The sequence below is a fragment of the Pukyongia salina genome, from assembly GCF_002966125.1.
GTDB classification, from domain to species: Bacteria; Bacteroidota; Bacteroidia; order Flavobacteriales; family Flavobacteriaceae; genus Pukyongia; species Pukyongia salina.
In genome coordinates this window covers 2,385,087-2,405,419 of the sequence record NZ_CP027062.1, presented here as the reverse complement: position 1 = coordinate 2,405,419, position 20,333 = coordinate 2,385,087, and the positions used below count along the sequence as shown (strand labels likewise).

Annotated in this window: 15 protein-coding genes and 1 tRNA gene; 8 read left to right on the top strand and 8 right to left on the bottom strand. The window is 39.2% G+C overall.

The features are described 5' to 3' along the window. Nucleotide 1: 1 nt before the first annotated feature. The 3 genes from C5O00_RS10955 to C5O00_RS10945 all read right to left on the bottom strand — a co-directional run bounded on the left by C5O00_RS10955 (nucleotide 2) and on the right by C5O00_RS10945 (nucleotide 2,147). Nucleotides 2-313, bottom strand: coding sequence for a hypothetical protein (locus C5O00_RS10955; RefSeq protein ID WP_105216891.1), 312 nt, complete (start codon nucleotides 311-313; stop codon nucleotides 2-4). Nucleotides 314-396: 83 nt separating this feature from the next. Continuing rightward, nucleotides 397-1,758: a hypothetical protein gene (locus C5O00_RS10950; protein WP_105216890.1), complete on the bottom strand. Its 1,362-nt coding sequence runs from the start codon at nucleotides 1,756-1,758 to the stop codon at nucleotides 397-399. Further along, nucleotides 1,755-2,147, bottom strand: coding sequence for a hypothetical protein (locus C5O00_RS10945; protein ID WP_105216889.1), 393 nt, complete (start codon nucleotides 2,145-2,147; stop codon nucleotides 1,755-1,757). The genes C5O00_RS10950 and C5O00_RS10945 overlap by 4 nt, the downstream gene beginning before the upstream one ends. Before the next feature lie 218 nt (nucleotides 2,148-2,365). Between C5O00_RS10945 and C5O00_RS10940 the strand changes: the two genes are divergently transcribed. The 4 genes from C5O00_RS10940 to C5O00_RS10920 all read left to right on the top strand — a co-directional run bounded on the left by C5O00_RS10940 (nucleotide 2,366) and on the right by C5O00_RS10920 (nucleotide 9,534). After that, the gene (locus C5O00_RS10940; RefSeq protein ID WP_105216888.1) at nucleotides 2,366-3,388 is read left to right on the top strand and encodes a M28 family metallopeptidase; all 1,023 of its coding nucleotides are present in this window, start codon (nucleotides 2,366-2,368) and stop codon (nucleotides 3,386-3,388) included. Between the two features lie 936 nt (nucleotides 3,389-4,324). Continuing rightward, entirely contained in the window at nucleotides 4,325-6,001 is a 1,677-nt protein-coding gene (locus C5O00_RS10935; RefSeq protein WP_105216887.1) for a tetratricopeptide repeat protein, read from the top strand. A gap of 331 nt (nucleotides 6,002-6,332) precedes the next feature. Then, the gene (locus C5O00_RS10930) at nucleotides 6,333-8,003 is read left to right on the top strand and encodes a helix-turn-helix transcriptional regulator (RefSeq protein WP_158676835.1); all 1,671 of its coding nucleotides are present in this window, start codon (nucleotides 6,333-6,335) and stop codon (nucleotides 8,001-8,003) included. Between the two features lie 1,108 nt (nucleotides 8,004-9,111). After that, a complete protein-coding gene (locus tag C5O00_RS10920) occupies nucleotides 9,112-9,534 on the top strand; it encodes a hypothetical protein (protein ID WP_105216884.1) in 423 nt (140 codons plus the stop codon). 1,279 nt (nucleotides 9,535-10,813) lie between these two features. Here the strand turns inward: C5O00_RS10920 and C5O00_RS10915 are convergent. From C5O00_RS10915 to C5O00_RS10905, 3 genes are all read right to left on the bottom strand, one after another. Next, nucleotides 10,814-10,889: transfer RNA gene (locus C5O00_RS10915), tRNA-His, on the bottom strand. A 74-nt stretch (nucleotides 10,890-10,963) separates the two neighbouring features. Beyond that, on the bottom strand, nucleotides 10,964-11,680 hold the full coding sequence (gene bshB1 / locus C5O00_RS10910; protein ID WP_105216883.1) for a bacillithiol biosynthesis deacetylase BshB1: 717 nt from the start codon (nucleotides 11,678-11,680) through the stop codon (nucleotides 10,964-10,966). Next, a complete protein-coding gene (locus C5O00_RS10905; RefSeq protein ID WP_105216882.1) occupies nucleotides 11,677-12,855 on the bottom strand; it encodes a trans-sulfuration enzyme family protein in 1,179 nt (392 codons plus the stop codon). Before C5O00_RS10905 ends, bshB1 begins: the two co-directional genes overlap by 4 nt. 64 nt (nucleotides 12,856-12,919) lie before the next feature. Here C5O00_RS10905 and hutI point away from each other — a divergent pair, with 64 nt between their 5' ends. The 4 genes from hutI to C5O00_RS10885 are packed head-to-tail and all read left to right on the top strand — an operon-like array spanning nucleotide 12,920 to nucleotide 17,332. Next, nucleotides 12,920-14,155: an imidazolonepropionase gene (gene hutI / locus C5O00_RS10900; protein WP_105216881.1), complete on the top strand. Its 1,236-nt coding sequence runs from the start codon at nucleotides 12,920-12,922 to the stop codon at nucleotides 14,153-14,155. Next, nucleotides 14,152-15,150, top strand: a complete 999-nt coding sequence (locus tag C5O00_RS10895) for a formimidoylglutamase (protein WP_105216880.1) — start codon at nucleotides 14,152-14,154, stop codon at nucleotides 15,148-15,150. Before hutI ends, C5O00_RS10895 begins: the two co-directional genes overlap by 4 nt. Nucleotides 15,151-15,176: 26 nt before the next feature. Further along, entirely contained in the window at nucleotides 15,177-16,868 is a 1,692-nt protein-coding gene (ftcD, locus tag C5O00_RS10890; RefSeq protein ID WP_105216879.1) for a glutamate formimidoyltransferase, read from the top strand. Between the two features lie 2 nt (nucleotides 16,869-16,870). Further along, entirely contained in the window at nucleotides 16,871-17,332 is a 462-nt protein-coding gene (locus C5O00_RS10885; protein WP_105216878.1) for a GNAT family N-acetyltransferase, read from the top strand. A gap of 29 nt (nucleotides 17,333-17,361) precedes the next feature. On the opposite strand, the gene C5O00_RS10880 is transcribed toward C5O00_RS10885, so the two are convergent. Then, a complete protein-coding gene (locus C5O00_RS10880; protein WP_105216877.1) occupies nucleotides 17,362-19,395 on the bottom strand; it encodes a S9 family peptidase in 2,034 nt (677 codons plus the stop codon). A 193-nt stretch (nucleotides 19,396-19,588) separates the two neighbouring features. Further along, entirely contained in the window at nucleotides 19,589-20,287 is a 699-nt protein-coding gene (locus tag C5O00_RS10875) for an HAD family hydrolase (RefSeq protein WP_105216876.1), read from the bottom strand. Between the last annotated feature and the right edge of the window lie 46 nt (nucleotides 20,288-20,333).

Genomic DNA, 20,333 nt, shown 5'->3' with positions numbered 1-20,333 from the left:
ACTAACTCCTACGTTCAGGGGGTGGATTATTGATCTGAATATGAAACTCTGAAAAATCGTCCAGGTAATGACGATCTAAATTTTGTTGAAGGGATAGAAACTCACTTTCCATTCCATTGAAGCGCTCGAAGAAAACCTGCTTCTCTTCCAGGTCCTTGAGGTTCTTTAACTTATTGTCTTGTTTATTCTCTTCCTCAATAGGGTTAAGCACTATTAGATCTACCCGATCGTCCTCGATAAAGGGGATCACAGCGGGAGCAAATAGTGAGAATATCACCAAAACCGTTAATATGTACTGAGAGAACTGCTTCATTGTTTCGGGGCACGAAAATATGAAATAGATCCCACTTTATTAAAACTGTTTAACAATATTTTATCAATGTAAAACAGATAAAATTAGTCGGTTTGCGGGATGGTAATAGATTGAAGGGCGCCATTGATTCCCCATTTTATTCCGAAGAGGGTAACGAGGTCATCTGTTTCTTCAAAATTATTTCCGAAGCTTCCTGTGAGGAAGATGTCGTTGATAAGTTGATACCGGATAGTTCCCACAGAACGATACCCTTCCATATCTCCGCTCCTGTTTATATACTCGTAGGCCACACTTAGCTTGTCGAATTCCAACTCTCCCTTAACACCCAGATCGAAGGCATTAAATCGGTCATCGTTCGCAGCAGGGAATATCCCACGTCTTGTATCATCCAGATATCGAACGAAGCCGTAGACATTAAAGTAGTCTCTGTTTGTTTTTTTCTTATCGAGGAAGGAAGACAAAGTAAGGGTGCTCCATATCCCGAATCTCCCTGCGGTATTGTCGTTAAAAGTATTTCCGAAGAATCTCTGATTATAAGCGGCCGCCAGGTCTATGGCAAAAAGCGGTTTCCTACTGGTAATCTCTTTAAAGGCAACGTCCAGGTCTTTCGCTGTAAAATTATCTTCTTCACGTTTCTTCTCTCGAAAAGCATTCAATCCGGCTTCATACCATTCCTTTGCAGCTTCAAATTGAGCGGTTGTATCATAATCACGAGGGTCCGGTGGGCAGTAGCAAGCAAGTCTGTATTCTTTGATCGCGGCACGATATTTTTGGATTTCTTCATCGGTCGCACCCACAGTAGGTCTGGTAGGTTCCGGTTTGTCGCAAATCCCTTTATATGTTTGCATAGCTTCCTGAAATGCTGTTTCGCTTCTGTAATTTTCAGGTTTTGGTATCTTGCATTGGGTATTATATTGCTCCATATAATTTGCCGAATTATTAAGATACTTCTGCGCCTGTTGCAAAGCTTCCTTATAATCTTTAATATCGTCCTGTCGTTTTATCTCAAACAAGGTTGTTCTAACCCCAATACTGATGTTCGTAATAGAATCGGCAGATTTCATATATGCCGCCGACACTGAGGCCAGGCGAAGTTTGGAAAAGAAATTCTGCGAAACACTTCCGTCCTCCTGTGTTTTGATTCCGTAATATTTTTCGGGGGTCATATGGGTATGTTGGATCATCCAAAAAGGAGTTACTTCAACGGCAAGATTCCCCAAAACGCCATCTTCGGTGACATCCTGAATGAGATCCAAGGCAAATGCCCGGGTTGAATTTGGCCGTTGAATACTTGTGGGCGCCTCATCCAGTAATATAAAAGCTGGAGTATTGGGAACTTCAAGATTATCGAAAGAAATTTCCTTTTCTTTTTTCTCAGGGTTAGTGTCCTGTGCCCAAACAAACTGAATAAGGATTATGGCGAGTATGGTACAAATATTTTTCATACAAATTCTATTCGTTTGGTTATTTCCACGCTGGATATATCAGAATCGTTGACGATAGCATCCAGGTTATTGAACGGCTTCTCCCCTTGAGGCCCTCCATCGAGTGTATAGATGATGTGTGTCATCTTTATCGCATCTTTCACAGCAGAATCGGGTATGTTGGAGAAATTAAGCGAGGTATTAACTATTAAGGTTCTGAGAAATAATTTGCGATTTATACCGGCTTTGGTGGCTGGGATATTTCCATTGCTATTGTCATCCGATTCGCAAATGCGGTTGTCTGCTGTAATAGTATCCAGATAAACTCTGGTCTCCGCCGAACCGGTAGAACCCACCTTTACATCTATCTTTACGTGTTTCGCACTATCGTCCACTTTATAAGTATCCATATTTCCTTATTTTCTATAATGAACTAAAGTTAGGCTTTTAAAAAGTTTAATTTGACCCTTCGATACAATTTCAGGAAAAATCCCCTTTGTATGTTCGATACCATCAACACCAGTATAGGGATATATTTTTTACTATGTGGGTTACCGATTTTCACATAATTTTCACAAAGCCCAAGCATCATTCCTGTATATTTAGCCATTCAAAAATTAAAATTAGAATGAAACATATTCTCATTGTAGCCTTATCGGTTTTAACAATTTCATGTAATTCGGCGCAAACAAAGAGCATACAAAAGATTTCAACTCGAGTTGACTATGCTAATACGATCACTGCTGAAGAGCTAAAAACTCATTTGTATACGTTTGCCAGTGATAAAATGGAAGGACGAATGACAGGAACGGATGGCCAGAAATTAGCTGCTGAATACCTTCGGAATTTTTATATGGATCAGGGAATTCAATCTCCAATTGAAGAGAACAACTATTACCAGACCATCCCTGCCAGTTACCTTGGAAGAAGGATAAAGACAGACTCGGAGAATGTGGTTGCCTTTATAAAAGGTTCGGAAAAGCCGGAAGAAATAATAGTCCTCTCAGCGCATTACGACCATGTGGGTATGCGAGAGAACGGTGATATTTATAATGGCGCCGATGATGATGGAAGTGGTACTGTGGCTTTGCTTGAGATCGCCGAAGCGTTTCAACAAGCGGTTCGTGATGGAAATGGCCCTAAACGATCAATCTTATTCTTGCACGTTACGGGGGAAGAAATTGGTTTATTTGGATCGAAATATTATACCGAGAACCCAATTTTTCCATTAGAGAATACTGTGTGCAATCTTAATACCGACATGATTGGTAGGATAGATCCGGATAAAGCAGGTGATGAAGACTATGTGTATTTAATTGGTAGTGATAAACTTAGCCAGGAGCTTCATGATGTCTCGGAAGCTGTTAATGATAAATATATACAGTTAGAACTGGATTATAAATTTAATGATGAAAACGACCCAAATCGTTTTTATTACCGTAGCGATCATTATAATTTTGCAAAAAATAATATTCCGGTAATCTTTTATTTTAATGGCGTACATGAGGATTATCACAAACCTACCGATACGCCGGATAAGATAGAATACGATCTATTGGCGAAAAGAGCCCGTCTTATTTTCCAGACCGCCTGGGAAGTATCGAATAGGGAGAACAGGATCGTCGCAGATAAACTTGGAAAGAAGGAATAGCTTATATAATGCCACGATGTGGTGTTAATTTAAGGGATATGCATAGTCGATAACAATTCCTAAACAAAATGTTAATAAGCTTGAATTGTAGAGCAGATTGTTCAGATTTTATTACATTGTCTAACTGTTTGTATACGAAAACCTCGGTTTTCATAGAAATAAATGACATTAAAAACTGATTGCAGTATGGCTGTGATTAGAGAATCATAATTTAGAGGTTATGTATTCTTAGAGCCCTTCCAAAGAAGGGCTCTTTTTATTTATGCGATTTTCTCCCTCTTTACTTAACTTTTTACCCAATTCACTTCTCCTTTCTCAATTTCGGAACCACCCTCATATCTTCAATTATTATATCTATATAATAGATGCTGTATATATAATTGATATATAGAATTTTAGCAAACTATTTCCTTCCTTTTTAGATTAGCCAAAATCGATTTAAATCACTTTAAAAGCTCTGTAAGCTTATACACATTCAAGTTATTGTATATATCGACAATTAATAGAGTTTAAGAGGATTTGATTTAATAAAGCCGGGAACTTCAAGTCTTTCGGAAAATTATAAATAGTAAAGTTTAACCTCAATCCCACTTTCATGTATGGTACATCTTATTATTTTCTATCAAAAGGAAAAGTTTGTTAGGCCTCGAAAAATACTAGTAGTTATGTTATTTATTTATATTATCGTTTGCCTTACGTTACAGGTTGTTTCACTGATGCTATAACGAAGAATGAATTTGATGAACACTAAGTAGAACGGTTCGTGCCCGGAATATTTAGTGATTATGTTTTGATTGATCCTTATACTATTCAATTATCTCCAATTGCCTTATTAAAAACTTATAAGTACATGAAGTTAGTTAGCCATTATAGGAATCATGCGTACTCAACAACGAAGGAATTTGTGTATAAAATGTGTTATATATCTTTGTGTTAATGATAGTTAACGATAAAACACCTTTTTGGACTTTTCTTATGTGTATAATTCTATGCACTAATCTTACGCTATACCCACAATCCTACACCGAGAATAAAAGTACAGAAGAATTTACGACTTTTCTTGACGGCTTAAATCAAAAATTAGGAACAGGTGTACCATTAAATGCTATAGATTATTATAAAGGTATCGACCTTGTCCAGGACATAGAAAGTGACAGTCTGCGCGTACAATTTTATAATATATTTTTAGCCCACTACGGTGATTCAGGCCAAACCGAGTTATTAGTTTCACTAGCAGAGGAGGCCCTACCAATTTTAAAAAAACAAAAGGACTATATGAATATAACATTTACTTATGTTCATTTAGCAAAGACCTATATATCGGATAATGACAGGAACAATTTTCGCAGGATATGTGCCGAATCTGTTGCTTATTATGATAATGAGAATTCTGATCATATTATGAAATACAGCGCCTACAATAATGTAGGTGTTTACTATCAAGAATTTTTAAAGGAGTACGACTCTGCGATGTATTTTTTCAATAGAATACTAGAATATCCCGAGGTATTGAAAACGCATAAACATTTCGCCGGGAGCGTATACGATAATGTTGCACTAATTCACATGAGGAAAGGTGAATTTGATAAAGCGAGAGATTATTTTTCCAATAACTATTTAAAAATATATCCTGCTTTTAACGACGGTGAGCGATGGATGAGAGCCGGGATCCAATGGGCAGATACAGACATCAAGCTTGGAAATCTACCAGAGGCAAATCGAATACTTTCACATGTTTTAACGCAGATGGACTCCCTGGGAAATTATCCTCAAAAAGTATATAACCGTATCCTACTGGCTCATACTTACGAAGAATATTACAAAGCTTTGGGCGATTATAAAAAAGTTATTTCATATTCTAATGAAGCTAGTCGATTAAAGGATAGTATAGAGAGAGTAGAAGAAAAAATTAGGTTCGACACACAGACAGATCTTTCGCGCATCGTAATGGATCGATCTAAAAAATCTTATGAACAAGAAAAAATTCTAAGGTTGAAAGAAGAGGAAAAATCGGAAGTAACTACCTGGATCCTAATCATGTCTATCGCGGCTTTTGTACTGTTTATTTTCGTAATTATGAGTCATTATAGATTCCGCGTGCGAAGGGCAAAGGCGGCCAAACTCATTGAGGAAGAAAGAGCCAATGTTGAGAAATTAAAGAACGAAGTTTTACAATCCGAAATAGCTTCAAAAAAACAAGATCTTGTGGACTTTGCCGTAAATATTTCATACAATCAGAAATGGGCTAAAGAACTATTAGAGAGGATAAAAGAAATCAAGCAATTAAAAGGGAGGTCTAAGGGAAAGGGTTACGAATTACTTGAGAAGGAAATTAAAAATAAAGTGATGGCAGAGGAAGAAATTATCGATTTTCAGAATAGAGTCGATCTGCTTAGTAACGAATTTTATCATAGCCTAAAGCAACAATTTCCTTATCTCACCAAATCGGAAATTAAATTGTGCTCACTTATCCGTTTAAATATTGATAATCCGGAAATTGCGCTCATTCAGAATATAAATTTGTCTTCAGTGTATCAAAATAGGTCCAGATTAAGAACCAGGATGAAACTTATACAGGATCAGGATCTGGACACTTTTATTTCTGAAATCTGATTTACTTTTTAGTGAATCTACCGAGTACTTCCTTATTATTCTTATTCCTGACGTAATTGTATTCTTGCAAATAAAGAAGCGAATCTCGAGTTCTAATCCGATTTTATACGCCTTTATTCCGATTTTTTAATTTCGGTTAAATGCCTGATACTATTGGCTTTCTAATTCCTAAACCCATACTTGTATATGAATAGTATATATCCAAATTTATGTATGGCCCGTAATGATTACTACCTTAGTCGAACCAGCATATTTACATTTGTTAACTGAATATCCCCGAATTCATGAAATAAGAACATATGGTACTTTGCTTAGTTTCTATTAACACAAAATGATGTTTAAAAGGCAATTAATTTTATCATGCTTACTAGTATTAGGCTTTTCTCATGTTTCGGGCGATGTTTTAGCGCAGAATACAGATAAGATCAACCAGCAATTCGAAACCTTCTTATCGGAAACCTTTCAAAAAGACTATAATAGAGAAAATCCGCCGGATGTGATGGATTATTATAAAGGGCTCGACTTACTGAAAGGGGTCACCAATGATACACTTCTCAATACGTTTTATTTGATCTTTATACAAGGGTTTGCCGATAATCATCAATACGATATGGTCCTGCAAACGGGTAAGAAAGGATTGCCATTTGCCAAAAAATTAAAATATTACCCCTATGTGACGATAATTTATAAACTGATGTCTGATGCCTACATTGAAAAAAATGATCTGGATAGTCTAAAACGCATCAACCGAGAGCTAATAAACTATTACGAGGAACAACCCACGCATCCATTCAAACTCTCCGCCTACAACAATGCAGGAATCTATTTCTTTACATATTTTAAGGAATACGATCTGGCCATGAGTTACTTTAAGAAAGTGTATTCTTTTCCAAAAGATAAGTATGATGGCTATGAAATATTACAGGGTAGTATGTACGATAATATAGCCCTAATTCATATGGAGCGAAAAGAATACACCAAGGCCAGGGATCTTTTCTTAGAAAACTTTGAGTTTTATCAGAAATATTTTGATGAGGAACGTTGGATGCGCTCCGGAATACAATGGGCCGGAGCAGAAATTAAAATGGGAAATCTGGAATTTGCAGGAGCGTTTTTACCCAATATAGAAAAAAAGATGGACTCACTTGGAGCGTATTACAATAAAGAGCAGAATGAGATCCTGTTGGCTCGAACCTGGGAGGACTACTATCTAATAAAAGGGAATTATGAAAAGTCGTACGGTTATGCTACCAAAGCACACTCCCTAATAGATAGTGTTGCTAATGTAAATAAGGACATAAAGTTTAGTTATTTCTCGAGATTAAAGGATATTGCTCTGGAAAGATCAAGAAATTTTTATTTACAGGAAAAGCAACTGAGGTTAGAACAACAAGAACGAAGTCGATTAATCTATTGGCTTTTACTCTTAATTTTAGGGTCTCTTGGCTTATTGATATTCACTCTTATTTCAAGGTTTAGGCATAGCGTTCGCCAAGCCAGATCTGCCAGGATCCTGGAGGAAGAAAAAGCTAATAACGAGCAACTTAAAAATCAACTTCTTGCTTCCGAAATTGATGCTAAGAAACAAGATCTCATAGATTTTGCTTTAAACATTTCATATAATCAAAAGTGGGCAAAAGAATTACTCGTTCAAATTGAATATATCAAGAAATGTACCGGCAGAGATAAAAATAAAGCCTTCGAACACCTAGAAACCGAGATTTTTAATAAGGTAAAGGCTGAAAAGTCCATCATTGCCTTTAATGATCGGGTACATCATCTAAGTAATGAATTTTATCAGAAACTAAAAACTCAATTTCCACATCTTACCAAATCTGAAATAAAACTATGCTCGCTAATCCGATTGGGAATAGATAATTCAGAAATCGCCATGATGCAGAACATCGTACTTACTTCTGTGTATCAAAACAGATCTAGATTACGCCATCAATTAGGCTTGTCTGCGGATGACGATCTGGATGGCTTTATCAAAAGCTTGTGATCGTTTAAAACAACCTCCTTTTATTTTATTATCAACATTTTACGTCATAGATCTCTAAATTAGTAGATGGTTTATGTAATCTACGTATAGGAATAACGAATACTCTTCACAATACTAAATCATTAAAAGGGCTTAGCTTGCCTATAGTTTAATATTGAACGTGGCATACATTATATGCCTCATTGTTATCATGTTGGAAATCCACCTAGATAAAGGTGGGTTTCAGATTTTTTTGGTTTCTAGCAAAGCCACCAAGTAGTGTAAGCTCTTATTTTAGATTCACTTCCACTAGTTCGTGTTGATACATGTACCTGGTTAGCCAGTGTTATTTGTTATTATTGAGCATGATTTTTCCATATTGGAAGTGTTATGGGCCGTTTAACTAATTAAAAAACGGCCCTTTTTTATTTGATGGCATAGATTAGTTTTCAACTGCTTCACTTTTTAGAATATTGGTTCCGTTTAAATAGCATATTAGCTAAAAATAATGTGATAATTCTGTATTTAAATTTTCTTCCGACCCCTTTATAAATGTGACATTATTTACAGATATAATGATTTAGTCTATATAATGTATAAGCGGTGTATAGGTGTTGTATATATGCTTTTTTTGATTGGTAATAGGTTGCCAACTATGTTTGTGACAGGAAAAATCAACTAAAGCCAATAGTTATGTCAACTCTACAACTAGAACCTGTGTATCACACAAGATTAAAACGCCCTGAAACAAACTTAAACCCCATAAGAAGTACAAGCTTTCTTAGTGCAGTAGTTATTAACTCCTCACAATTAGCCATTATCGATGACAGCGAAAATATAATCGAGATCATAGATGTTTTTGAGTCGGGAAAGTCTCCTGGATTTTCTCTCGATGATTTCGCTTCCGGTAAATACTTTGTTCAACTATCAAGTGACGTAAAAACCATAATTAAATGCACCTCATGAAAATTAGATCATCCTGTTTTGCCCCGCAATTGTAATACCGGTATGTAAGTAGTCGCCCCACTTCATACCGGTGGTTACAAGGATCACTGATCTAATTTGAACTTTGGTAAAAAAATGTGGCATGTAAACAACAAGCCACAATATTTAACTAAAATAATAGACTATGAAAATTGTTTTGATTGATTCCCATGCTGCTCATGGCCTGTTTTTATCAAAAATTCTAATAGAAAAGTATCCCGATGTGGATTATTGCAGGTTAGAACGTTTTATTAGGATGAATAACAGTTCCTCGCATATGGACACCGTATTTATTTATATGATTAACGAGGCCAATGACCTTGATCAGTACATTGAACATAAAACCAAATTATATCTGGATCGAATTTTTTGTTCAGGTACTCCTAAAGATCTGTTGGAGTTTCAATTGGATCAACCTGTCAACTACGTCTCCTTAAGACAAACCAGGGATCGATTGGTAAAACAACTTTGCGATAAAATAGACACTTTATACGATCGCTGGAAACTAAGCAAAAATCAGATTCGGCTTTTCAATTCGCCTGCTTATGTAGCTAATTACGGTACCTGATTCAACCTCATGTAATGAGCACGATGATGAATGGATATCCCCACAAGTCAATAACCTTGCGATATTCCTTGCCATCTGTGCCTAATTTTGGCAAACGTACTGGTAATTTGACTCCTCCCCCTTTTTCTACTAGATTTAGGGGGAGGTACTTTTAATAAACCTATAGTCAAACCCTCCCTTACCAAATAATTGATCAAAATCATCTTGCTTTAAGAGTAAAACCAAAATCTCACCAAGAGGTAATACTGGTAAATTAGTTGTATTTCTTCTTAATAATTATATGAAGCCTTAATTCACAAGTGGTTATTAAATGGACCAATCCAATCTTAGCATAATCCTAACACAAATTCATGTTTACTGCATTAAGAAACTGTGAAATTAGAAATATGTAGAGCTAATATAGAGTCTATATAGATGAAATGTAGATGATTGTTTTTAGGTGAGCTTGTCCCGCAATAGTATCTTTCAACAGTCGAAAATTAAGAGTTAGGTTCGTCAGTCCACCTTGGAAAATTACGGTTCTCTTTCATCTTAATTCTGTTCTCAGAATTTGAACAAATACCCAACAACACAATTTGTTCAAGCCAGTATTTTTCAATTGAATATGTGGAAAGAGCACGATAGAATTTAAATTATTTAATTCTCGACAATAAGTTGGATAACGTTCTTTTAAAATACATCATCTGATCCCTTAGATCAATGATATGTCCCTCGCGCTTTTAATAGGTAATTTTTAGGTTTGCACCAAGCCGGACATAATTAAAAGAATCTGAGAGTGGATTTTCATGACGAATCTGCTCTCATATCCAACCCATTACTAATATTAATTTATAACAAAACTGAACTTTTGGATTTTATGTTTCTCATTTGTTATTACAATAATCCTAACTAATCAGTGAATGTTTGTTGATCATAATTAATTAAACATGTTAAGAGGTTACTTATTGATAGGTCAACATTCTATTTTCCCGGGATAACTCCCGGGAAAATTTTTTATTCAAAAACCTCAACAAAATTAAATTGATCCTATGAATTGGTTGATTTTCACATTAATACTAACTATAGTAGTACTCATCATACTTGCCCTTACTGCAATAAACAAAGCGGAAAATTTACGATATATGGGAATTCAACTAACCCCTAAAAACCTATGGGAAAAACTTATCGTTAAACTTTTCCTCAAGGACCGGCTGAAATAAGATCAGTTCCTTTACAATAATTCTTTTCATTTTCTCATTATCCACAAAAAAAGCCCTCAACTTACGCTGAAGGCTTTAACGGGTGGAAGACCGGGTTCGAACCGGCGACCTCTGGAACCACAATCCAGCGCTCTAACCAGCTGAGCTACAACCACCATTTGCTTTTTATGATAAAAGCGGAGGCAAATATAAATCTTTTCCCCTGCTTCCGCAATACTATTATTTAAATTTTAAATAAGATCGAATACCGAATTTACCGCCGTATAACGCTCTACGGTAAATCCTTCTCCATATTCAGTCCCTATAAGCCTTCCTAGATTTCGGTTTCGATACCTAAGACTTTCTGTAGCATTTTTACTCGAGATGGGAGTTTCGGGTTCTTTCGAATTTTCGTCGTAAAACTGACTCCGATACGCAAACACAGCTTCCAGTTTCTTATCCATATAACCACTTACATCCACCACAAAGTCGGGCTCAAGTTCCTTCCATTGTATATAATGATAGACATGCCTTGGTCGCCATGCCTGCTGAGATTCACCATCTAATTCGGTCTCAATTCTACGGAGACCGCTCAAAAAACAGGCATCACTACTTAACTTGCTTCCCTTTCCATGATCGATATGCCGGTCCTCAACCGCATTACACAATACAACCTCCGGACGATACTTTCTAATCATCCTTATTACTGCTAACTGCGCCTCTTTGGTATTCTGAAAAAACCCATCTGAAAGACCTAAATTCTCACGAACCTCTACTCCTAGTATCCTAGCCGCTTCTTTGGCCTCCTTACTCCTTATCTCGGCACTTCCACGCGTACCTAATTCACCTCGGGTAAGGTCTAATATTCCCACAACTTTTCCCGCTGCTATCTCCTTGGCGATGGTGGCCCCACAACTCATTTCAACATCATCCGGATGAGCCCCAATCGCTAATATGTCTAGTTTCATACAAGTGATTTTTGTAACCGATTCTTGGAAACTTCCCTAAAAGCATGTTCCAGATCGGCAATTAGGTCGTTTTTATTTTCAATACCTATCGAAAATCGCAATAAACCATCCGAAATCCCCTGGCGTTCTCTTTCTTCTGCACTCAATAATGCGTGCGAAGTCTTTGCCGGAGACAGGATAGTGGATTCCACCCCGGCTAAACTCATAGATTGCTTGATCATTGAAAGGGATTCCATGAATTTATTGGGATCTACTCCAGATACTAATTCGAAAGAAAGCATCCCGGTATAACCCTTCATCTGCTTCTTTGCGAGCTCATGGTCCGGGTGTTCCTTCAATCCGGGATAATATACTTTTTGTACTAATTCATGATCGTTCAACCACCTCGCTATTTTTCGGGCATTCCGGTTATGTGCCTTAACCCGAATTCCCATAGTCTTCATACTTCTTTCCAGTAACCAAACCGTATAATCACTTAAACTCCCTCCCAGGTTCTTCCCTACATTCCAGATCTTTTTTATATGTTCTTCTGAAGCGGCCACCGCTCCTGCACAAATATCACTATGGCCTCCCATATACTTGGTCGCACTGTGGATCATAATATCGATCCCGAAATCGGCAGGCGTCTGATTTATTGGTGTGGCAAAGGTATTATCGATCATAGATACGAGCCTATATTCCTTAGCCAGCCTGGAGATCATTTCCAGATCGGTGATCAACATTAGTGGATTGGACGGAGTTTCCACATAGATTACTTTTGTGTTTGGTTTTATTTTATTTCTGAAGTCGGTTTCTGTAAAACCATCCGTAAAGTCGAAACTAATTCCGTATTTAGGAAGTTCTTCGACCATAAAATTATAGGCTCCTCCATAAATAGTTTTCTGAACCACCACATGATCTCCCTGCCGTAAAAATGCCAGCATAGTATGACTAATTGCCGCCATTCCACTACCAAATATAAGTCCGGCTTCACAATGTTCTAAAGCCGCCACCTTTTTAGCCAGACCTTCCTGGTTTGGCGTGTTGAAATATCTGGGATAACGCTTTACATCCACATTCTCATAGGCGTACGAACTCGACATATACAAAGGCGAGATAGCTCCCTTATATTGCTCATCTTTTAGTTCTCCTACGTGGGTGCAAATTGTATTCACACCGGGTGACTTCGATTTCATTTCAAAAGATTTTTTTTACCCTACTAATTTATAAATTCCTTTTCAGGTTTGCTATCTTTAGCCAATGAATGTTTTGCTAACCAACATTAAGGAATTACTACAAATTAGGGACGCATCCACACACCTGCTAAAAGGCAGTGAAATGAAGCATCTGCCAACTCTAAAAAATGCGTGGCTTCTCATAGAAGATGATACTATAGTAGACTTCGGAAGCATGATGGCACAGCCCGAAGGAAACATTGATAAGACTATAGATTGTAGCGGAAAGATCGTACTTCCGTCGTGGTGCGATTCGCATACGCATATCGTTTTTGCCGGAAATAGGGAACAGGAATTTGTCGATAGAATCAACGGACTCACATATCAGGAAATAGCCCTTAAAGGCGGTGGGATTCTCAATAGTGCCGAAAAACTACAGCTAACTTCCGAAGATGATCTGTTCGCGCAATCGGCCCAACGCCTGGAAGAAGTAATGAAATTGGGGACGGGAGCAATAGAGATCAAAAGCGGATACGGTCTCACCACAGAAGCCGAACTTAAAATGCTACGCGTGGCAAAAAGACTCGGGCAAACCTATCCGGTTACGGTACGTACAACCTTCTTAGGGGCACATGCACTTCCGAAGGAATTCACAAATAAAAAAGACGACTATGTGGATCTTATCTGTAATGAAATGTTACCCGCTGTGGCATCCGAAAATCTAGCCGATTATGTTGATGTCTTCTGTGAGGAAGGTTATTTCTCGGTGAAAGATACCGATAAGATACTTTCCGCAGCCTCCAAATACGGGCTAACCCCAAAGATACACGTAAATCAGTTTAACAGCATTGGTGGAGTGGCTGTTGGGGTGAAACACAATGCGCTTTCCGTGGACCACCTGGAGATAGTAAGTGATGATGATATAAGAGAGCTTCAGCATTCCAATACCATAGCAGTAGCACTACCCGCCTGTTCCTTCTTCCTAAGTATCCCCTATACGCCGGGAAGAGCTTTGATAGATGCCGGTATTCCGCTGGCAATTGCGACCGACTTTAACCCGGGTTCCTCACCCACCGGTAATATGAATTTTGTACTTGCAGCGGCTTGTATAAAAATGAAATTAACGCCCGAAGAAGCCATAAACGCTGCAACTATCAATGCTGCACATGCCATGGGATTAAGCCACACGCATGGAAGCATCACCAAAGGAAAGAAGGCCAATCTTATAATTACCAAGGAAATTCCTTCTTATGGGTTCCTTCCGTATTCCTTCGGAAGTAATTATATCGAACAGGTAATTTGTAACGGGGAACTTGTATGAGTAAACTCAGTCTATACGATAAAAATTATCTGATCTCCCTGACCAAACTCCGGAAAGGAGAAACAAAATATGGCGAAAAGGTATGTACTGTACCTTCCTTGGATGATCTTGAATCTCATCAGGCACAATACGTAATCCTGGGCATACCTGAAGATATAGGTGTTCTGGCTAACTTCGGAAAGAAAGGCACTTCAGAAGCATGGCATGAGTGTTTAAATGCTCTTCTCAATATGCAGGCTAATTCACTAACCAAACCGGAAAATGTGATCATCCTGGGTGAATTGAACTGCCGGGAAGAAATGAGGACTGCCCATATGCTTGATCCTGATGGTGACGCCTTTGGGGAAACCATAGGAAAATTGGTAGAACAGATCGATCTGGAAGTCTCTCAACTTATTCGCAGGGTAGTCTCCGCCGGTAAGATCCCTATAGTGATTGGTGGTGGCCATAATAATGCCTTCGGAATATTAAAAGGTACAGTCGATGCCCTGGGGAAAGCCGTAAATGTGATCAACATGGATGCACATAGCGATTTTAAACCCCTTGAACATCGCCATAGTGGTAATCCTTTTTCCTATGCAATGGAAAAAGGATATCTGAATAATTATGCCATTTTCGGAATTCATAAAAGTTATACCTCTCAACAGGTCTACGACCGAATGGCACAATTTAAGAACCGGATCGCTTTCTATTTCTTTGAGGACATTGTGATAAAAGAGAAGCCTTCTTTCTATCAGGCGATAAAACTGGCAAAGCAGTTTATAAGGTCCGGTAGCTTCGGACTAGAGATCGACGTCGACGCCATCGAATCTTTTCCTAGCAGTGCCATGACACCCTCCGGATTTAACTTTAAGCAGGCAAGGCAATTTGCACGCTATTTTGCAACAAATCCGGTTCCTGCCTATGTGCATATATGTGAGGCCATTCCAAACAAAACCGAAAATAACACCGTTGGTAAGGCTCTGGCTTACCTTATTCAGGATATAACTAATTAAAAATATATTTCGAAAAAAATTTAACAATGCAACAACAACTTATAGAATGTGTCCCCAATATTAGTGAAGGAAGGGATATGGCAAAGATCAATGAGATCGCCAAAGTCGTAGAAACAGTAGATGGTGTTAAATTGCTGGATATTGACCCTGGTAAGGCCACCAACAGAACTGTGATCACTTTTGTAGGCGAACCCGACAAAGTTATCGATGCCGCATTTTTACTCATTAAAAAGGCTTCAGAACTCATCGATATGAGCAAACACTCGGGGGAGCATCCTAGGTTTGGTGCAACCGATGTTTGTCCGCTGGTCCCTATCCGCAACATTAGCCTGGAAGAAACGGCAAAATACGCCCATCAATTAGGCGAACGGGTGGGAAAAGAGCTTGGTATTCCCGGATATTTTTATGAAAGTGCCGCCAAAGAAGATAAAAGAAAAAATCTAGCAAACTGCCGTTCCGGAGAATACGAAGGATTACCTAAAAAACTTTCCGATCCATCCTGGAAACCGGATTTTGGGCCAGCCGAATTCAATAAAAATGTGGCCACCACCGGTGCCATTGCTATATCGGCAAGGGATTTTCTGATCGCCTATAATGTAAACCTCAACACTACCTCTACACGGCGTGCAAACGCTATAGCCTTCGATATTCGAGAGGCCGGAAGAGTAAAACGGGAAGGGAATCCAATTACCGGAAAGAAGGTACTGGACGAGAACGGTGAACCGATTCGGATACCCGGAAAGCTTAAAGCCGTAAAGGGAATTGGCTGGTATATCGAAGAGTATGGGATCGCTCAGATCTCCTATAACCTTACCAATATCTCGATCACTTCAATGCACGTTGCCTTCGATGAGACCTGTAAGGCAGCCGAAGCCCGCGGACTTCGAGTAACAGGTTCAGAATTAATTGGTCTTATCCCTTTACAAGCGATGCTGGATGCGGCAGACTATTTCCTTGTAAAACAAAATAGATCGCTGGGTGTTTCCGAAAGTGAAAAGATCAAGATTGCAGTAAAATCCCTGGGACTGGACGATCTTAAGCCTTTCAACCCAAATGAAAAGATCATCGAATATATGCTCGATAGTGATGATAAGAAGCTTGTCGACCTTAAATTAACACACTTTGCAGATGAGACCGCCGGAGAATCGGTAGCCCCGGGAGGAGGTTCTATTTCGGCATATGTGGGAAGTCTGGGAGTAGCCCTGGGCACCATGGTTGCCAATTTATCTGCACACAAAGCAGGCTGGGACGATAAATGGGAATACTTTTCAGAATGGGCAGAAAAAGGACAAGCTTATATGAAGAAATTGCTGTACCTGGTAGACGAGGATACCAATGCATTTAATAAGATCATTGAAGGTTTCAGAATGCCACAGGGAACAGACGAGGAAAAATCGGCACGCCGTGAAGCCATCGAAGAAGCCACTAAATACGCAACTCAAATTCCTTTTGAGGTGATGGAAACATCGCATCAATCCATTGAAGTTATGCTACAGATGATGAAAGATGGGCTTCCCTCCTCTCTGTCTGATGCAGGCGTAGGAGTACTATGTGCCAGGACTGCGGTTCTAGGGGCATATTTTAATGTAAGGATTAATGCAAAGGATATAAAAGATAGGGGCTTTGCCGAAGATATCATGGCGAAAGCAAAATCCATATACGAATCCACGCTTGAGAAAGAGGCTGAAGCGATCGAATATATAAATTCTAAAATGTAAGAATGAACCTCCAGATCATTCCGTATCAAAAAGACTATGCATCAGACTTTTACGCCTTGAATATCGAGTGGCTGGAAACTTATTTCTACGTTGAAGATTTCGATAGGGAAGTTCTAAGTAATCCGGAAAAATATATCCTGGGGCCCGGTGGATACATCTTTTTCGCCAAGGAAGGTGAAAAGGTACTGGGAACAGTCGCCTTAATGAAGCATCATAGCGGCTTTCTCGAACTAACCAAAATGGCTGTTTTACCCGATCAGCGAGGAAAGAGAATAGGGCAACAATTACTACAATACTGTATTGATCACGCTAAAGAACTTGGGGAAGCAAAGCTTATACTCTATTCCAATACGATATTGGAAAACGCCATTCATATATACCGTAAGTTTGGTTTTCAAGAAATTGAAGTAGAACCTAACAGCCCATACAAACGAAGTAATATAAAGATGGAATTGAACTTATAAAAAATAGCCTCAATAATTTCTTAAGTACCTTATTCCTTATATTTTTCGAACCAGGCCAGCGTATGTGCGATCTTGGTTATAAGATTGCTTGGCCGCGATGCGATCCCATGGGAAGCATCTGGTATTTCCACCAGCACGGTCTCTATCTTCCGAAGCTTTAAAGCATGATATAACTGCTTCGCTTCACTGGGAGGAGTTCTTAGATCGTCCATACCTACCATCACCATAGTAGGTGTTTCTATATTCCCCACCAGAGAAAGGGGTGAAAATTTCCAGTACCCCTCAAAATTTTCCCAGGGTTGCCCCGGATAACGAGAGTCTGCATAACCGTAGTAATTGTCGGCAACCAGAGTTTTACTTATCCAATTTACCACTGGTTTAGCCACAACCGCAGCCCTAAACCTATTGGTCTTCCCAACTATCCAGGCTGTCATAATCCCGCCTGCACTTCCACCGGTAACATACAATTGATCCGGATGTACCTTACCTCTTTGAATCACCGCATCCACTCCGTCCATCACATCGATATAGTCTTCACCCGGATAATTATTGTATAGTAGGTTCCCGAATTCTTCTCCATAGCTGGTACTTCCACGGGGATTGGGGTAAAATACAATATATCCGGCAGCAGCATAAAGCTGCATTTCTGCCGAAAAATGGGGTCCGTAATTTAAAATTGGACCACCGTGATTCTCAACGAGCAGCGGATATTTTTTACGCTTATCGAAATCGGGAGGATACACTAAATACCCATGTAGATCTCTTCCATCGAAGGAGGATTTATACCACATTTCTTCCACCGGCCCCATCATTCGATAGTCGAGTAAGTCTTTATTGACCGAAGTAAGCACTTTAGGTTGTTTTTGCCCTTTCTCAATTACAGCTACATCTGCAGGTCTGTCTGGAAACGAGATGGTATAGGCAATCTTTCCGTTGTTTGACACAGAGAAACTACCGCTGGAATACGGACGACCTAGGGTTGTCCCGCCCACGTTATCTACAATGTCCGTTACTTTTCCTTTAAGATCGATGTAGGCTAATTTTGTTAATCCTTTGTCGTTGTACAGGAAATACAATCCTTTACTTTCGCTATCCCAGGTAATATCTTCGGCGCTTCTATCGAGATTTTCGGAGAGGATTCTTTTACCCTCCCCTTTAATATCCATCAGTTCGATCTTTCTTGTTTGATAGGTCTGAACTTTATCGGCAAAGCCCACAGAAGCTACCCATTTTCCATCCGGAGAAACTTTTGGCGTATTATCCGGCCCAGGGCGATCTGTATATGTTTCATACAGCAGCGTTTCGGTGTTGATGGCATAAATCTCGGAGTTTCTGAAATCATATTCCCAATCTTCATTGAGGTTTGAGGAAAAGAAGATCCTGCGACCATCTGGGGACCAGGACAAACTCCCACTGTGATTTCTGTCCCAACTTGTTAATTGTCTTGGTGATCCTCCCTCTGCCGGGATGGTAAAAATATGGGTAAACCCGGGCTTTATATAACCGGATCCATCTGCTTCATGTTTCAGGCGATCGGTGATCCTGGGGGCATCGGCCCATTTCGCGTCCTTTGGCTTTTCCGGCATCTTGGCGATGACAGGCGCTTTGGCATCTACTTTCATTGTAAAGGCGATCTGCTTGCCATCGGGTGACCAACTAAGGGAGGATGGACTGCCCTCCAATTGGGTTAATTTTGCCGTGGCTCCCGTTTCGGTCCAGTAGAGAAAGATCTCACTCCCCTCATCGGTACTTCTCACAAAAGCTATTTTATCACCTCCGGGCGACCATCGGGCCTGGCGTTCATTACCTTCAAAACTGGTGAGCTTGTGATGTATTTTCCGGTTATCTGTGCTTAGTAGCCATAAATTGCCTTTGGCGCGATCTTTCATGATATCGAAACCGGTACGCCTGTAGATTATGTAATTCCCATCGGGAGAAATTTGAGGATCGGCGGTATATTCCAGTTGAAAAACATCTAAATATTCGAACTTCTTTTGCAATTGTGCCTGAAGTGTGGCTGAAGTTGTAATTAGTATTAAAAATAGCAGAAATGCTTTTTTCATATTTGGATTTTTTTGAGAAGGTTAAAGATACTCGATAAAGCACCGAATTTCAAAATAGGGAGTCTAAATGATTCTTACGTAATTTTTAGGAAGTTTACTTCGGAAGTATTCGAACCTAAAATATTCGTCGCGGACGAAGGACCAGATGTAAGTAAAAACAGCGGTCTGCCAGGTAGAGATTCTTCAGAAATAATTAAACAATGCCCAGCTGCAATAACATTTCCGAAGCCGAATTAAGACGTCTGTAATTAGGATGGTCCACAGGTTCTTTCACTACCTCGTGAGCCCAGGTAGTATGAAACGGAATATGGAAAGCATGTGCCCCTATATTTAACACGGGTAAAATATCGCTCTTCACCGAATTTCCCACCATAAGGAATTCTTCGGGCTTCACATCGAGGTGCTTTACCAGTTTGCTGTATTGCACTTCTGTTTTGTCTGAAACGATCTCGATATGATGAAAATAAGGCTCAAGGCCCGATTTTATTAGCTTTCTTTCCTGATCGAGTAAATCGCCCTTGGTAGCCATCACCAGGCGATAATCCCCATTGAGCTTCTGTAAGGTTTCCGGAATGCCGTCGAGGATCTCGATGGGCTGGTCCAGCATTTCCTTTCCGCGTTCAATAAGGGTATTGATCCCGTCTATGGAAATTTTTCCACCTGAAAACCGTATCGCGGCTTCTATCAAAGAAAGAGTAAAGGGCTTAATGCCATAGCCATAAAGGGGTAAATTCTGCATTTCAATTTCGAACAAGAATTGATTACATCGTTCTTCATCGATATAATCTTTCATCAATTCACAAAACTCCTTTTCTGCCTTTCTGAAAAAAGGTTCGTTCACCCAAAGGGTATCATCGGCATCGAAGGCTATTGCTTTTATTTGGCTAAGCATAAACTGAAAAAGTGATCATATGATTTTTCCTGCTGAAACTAATATA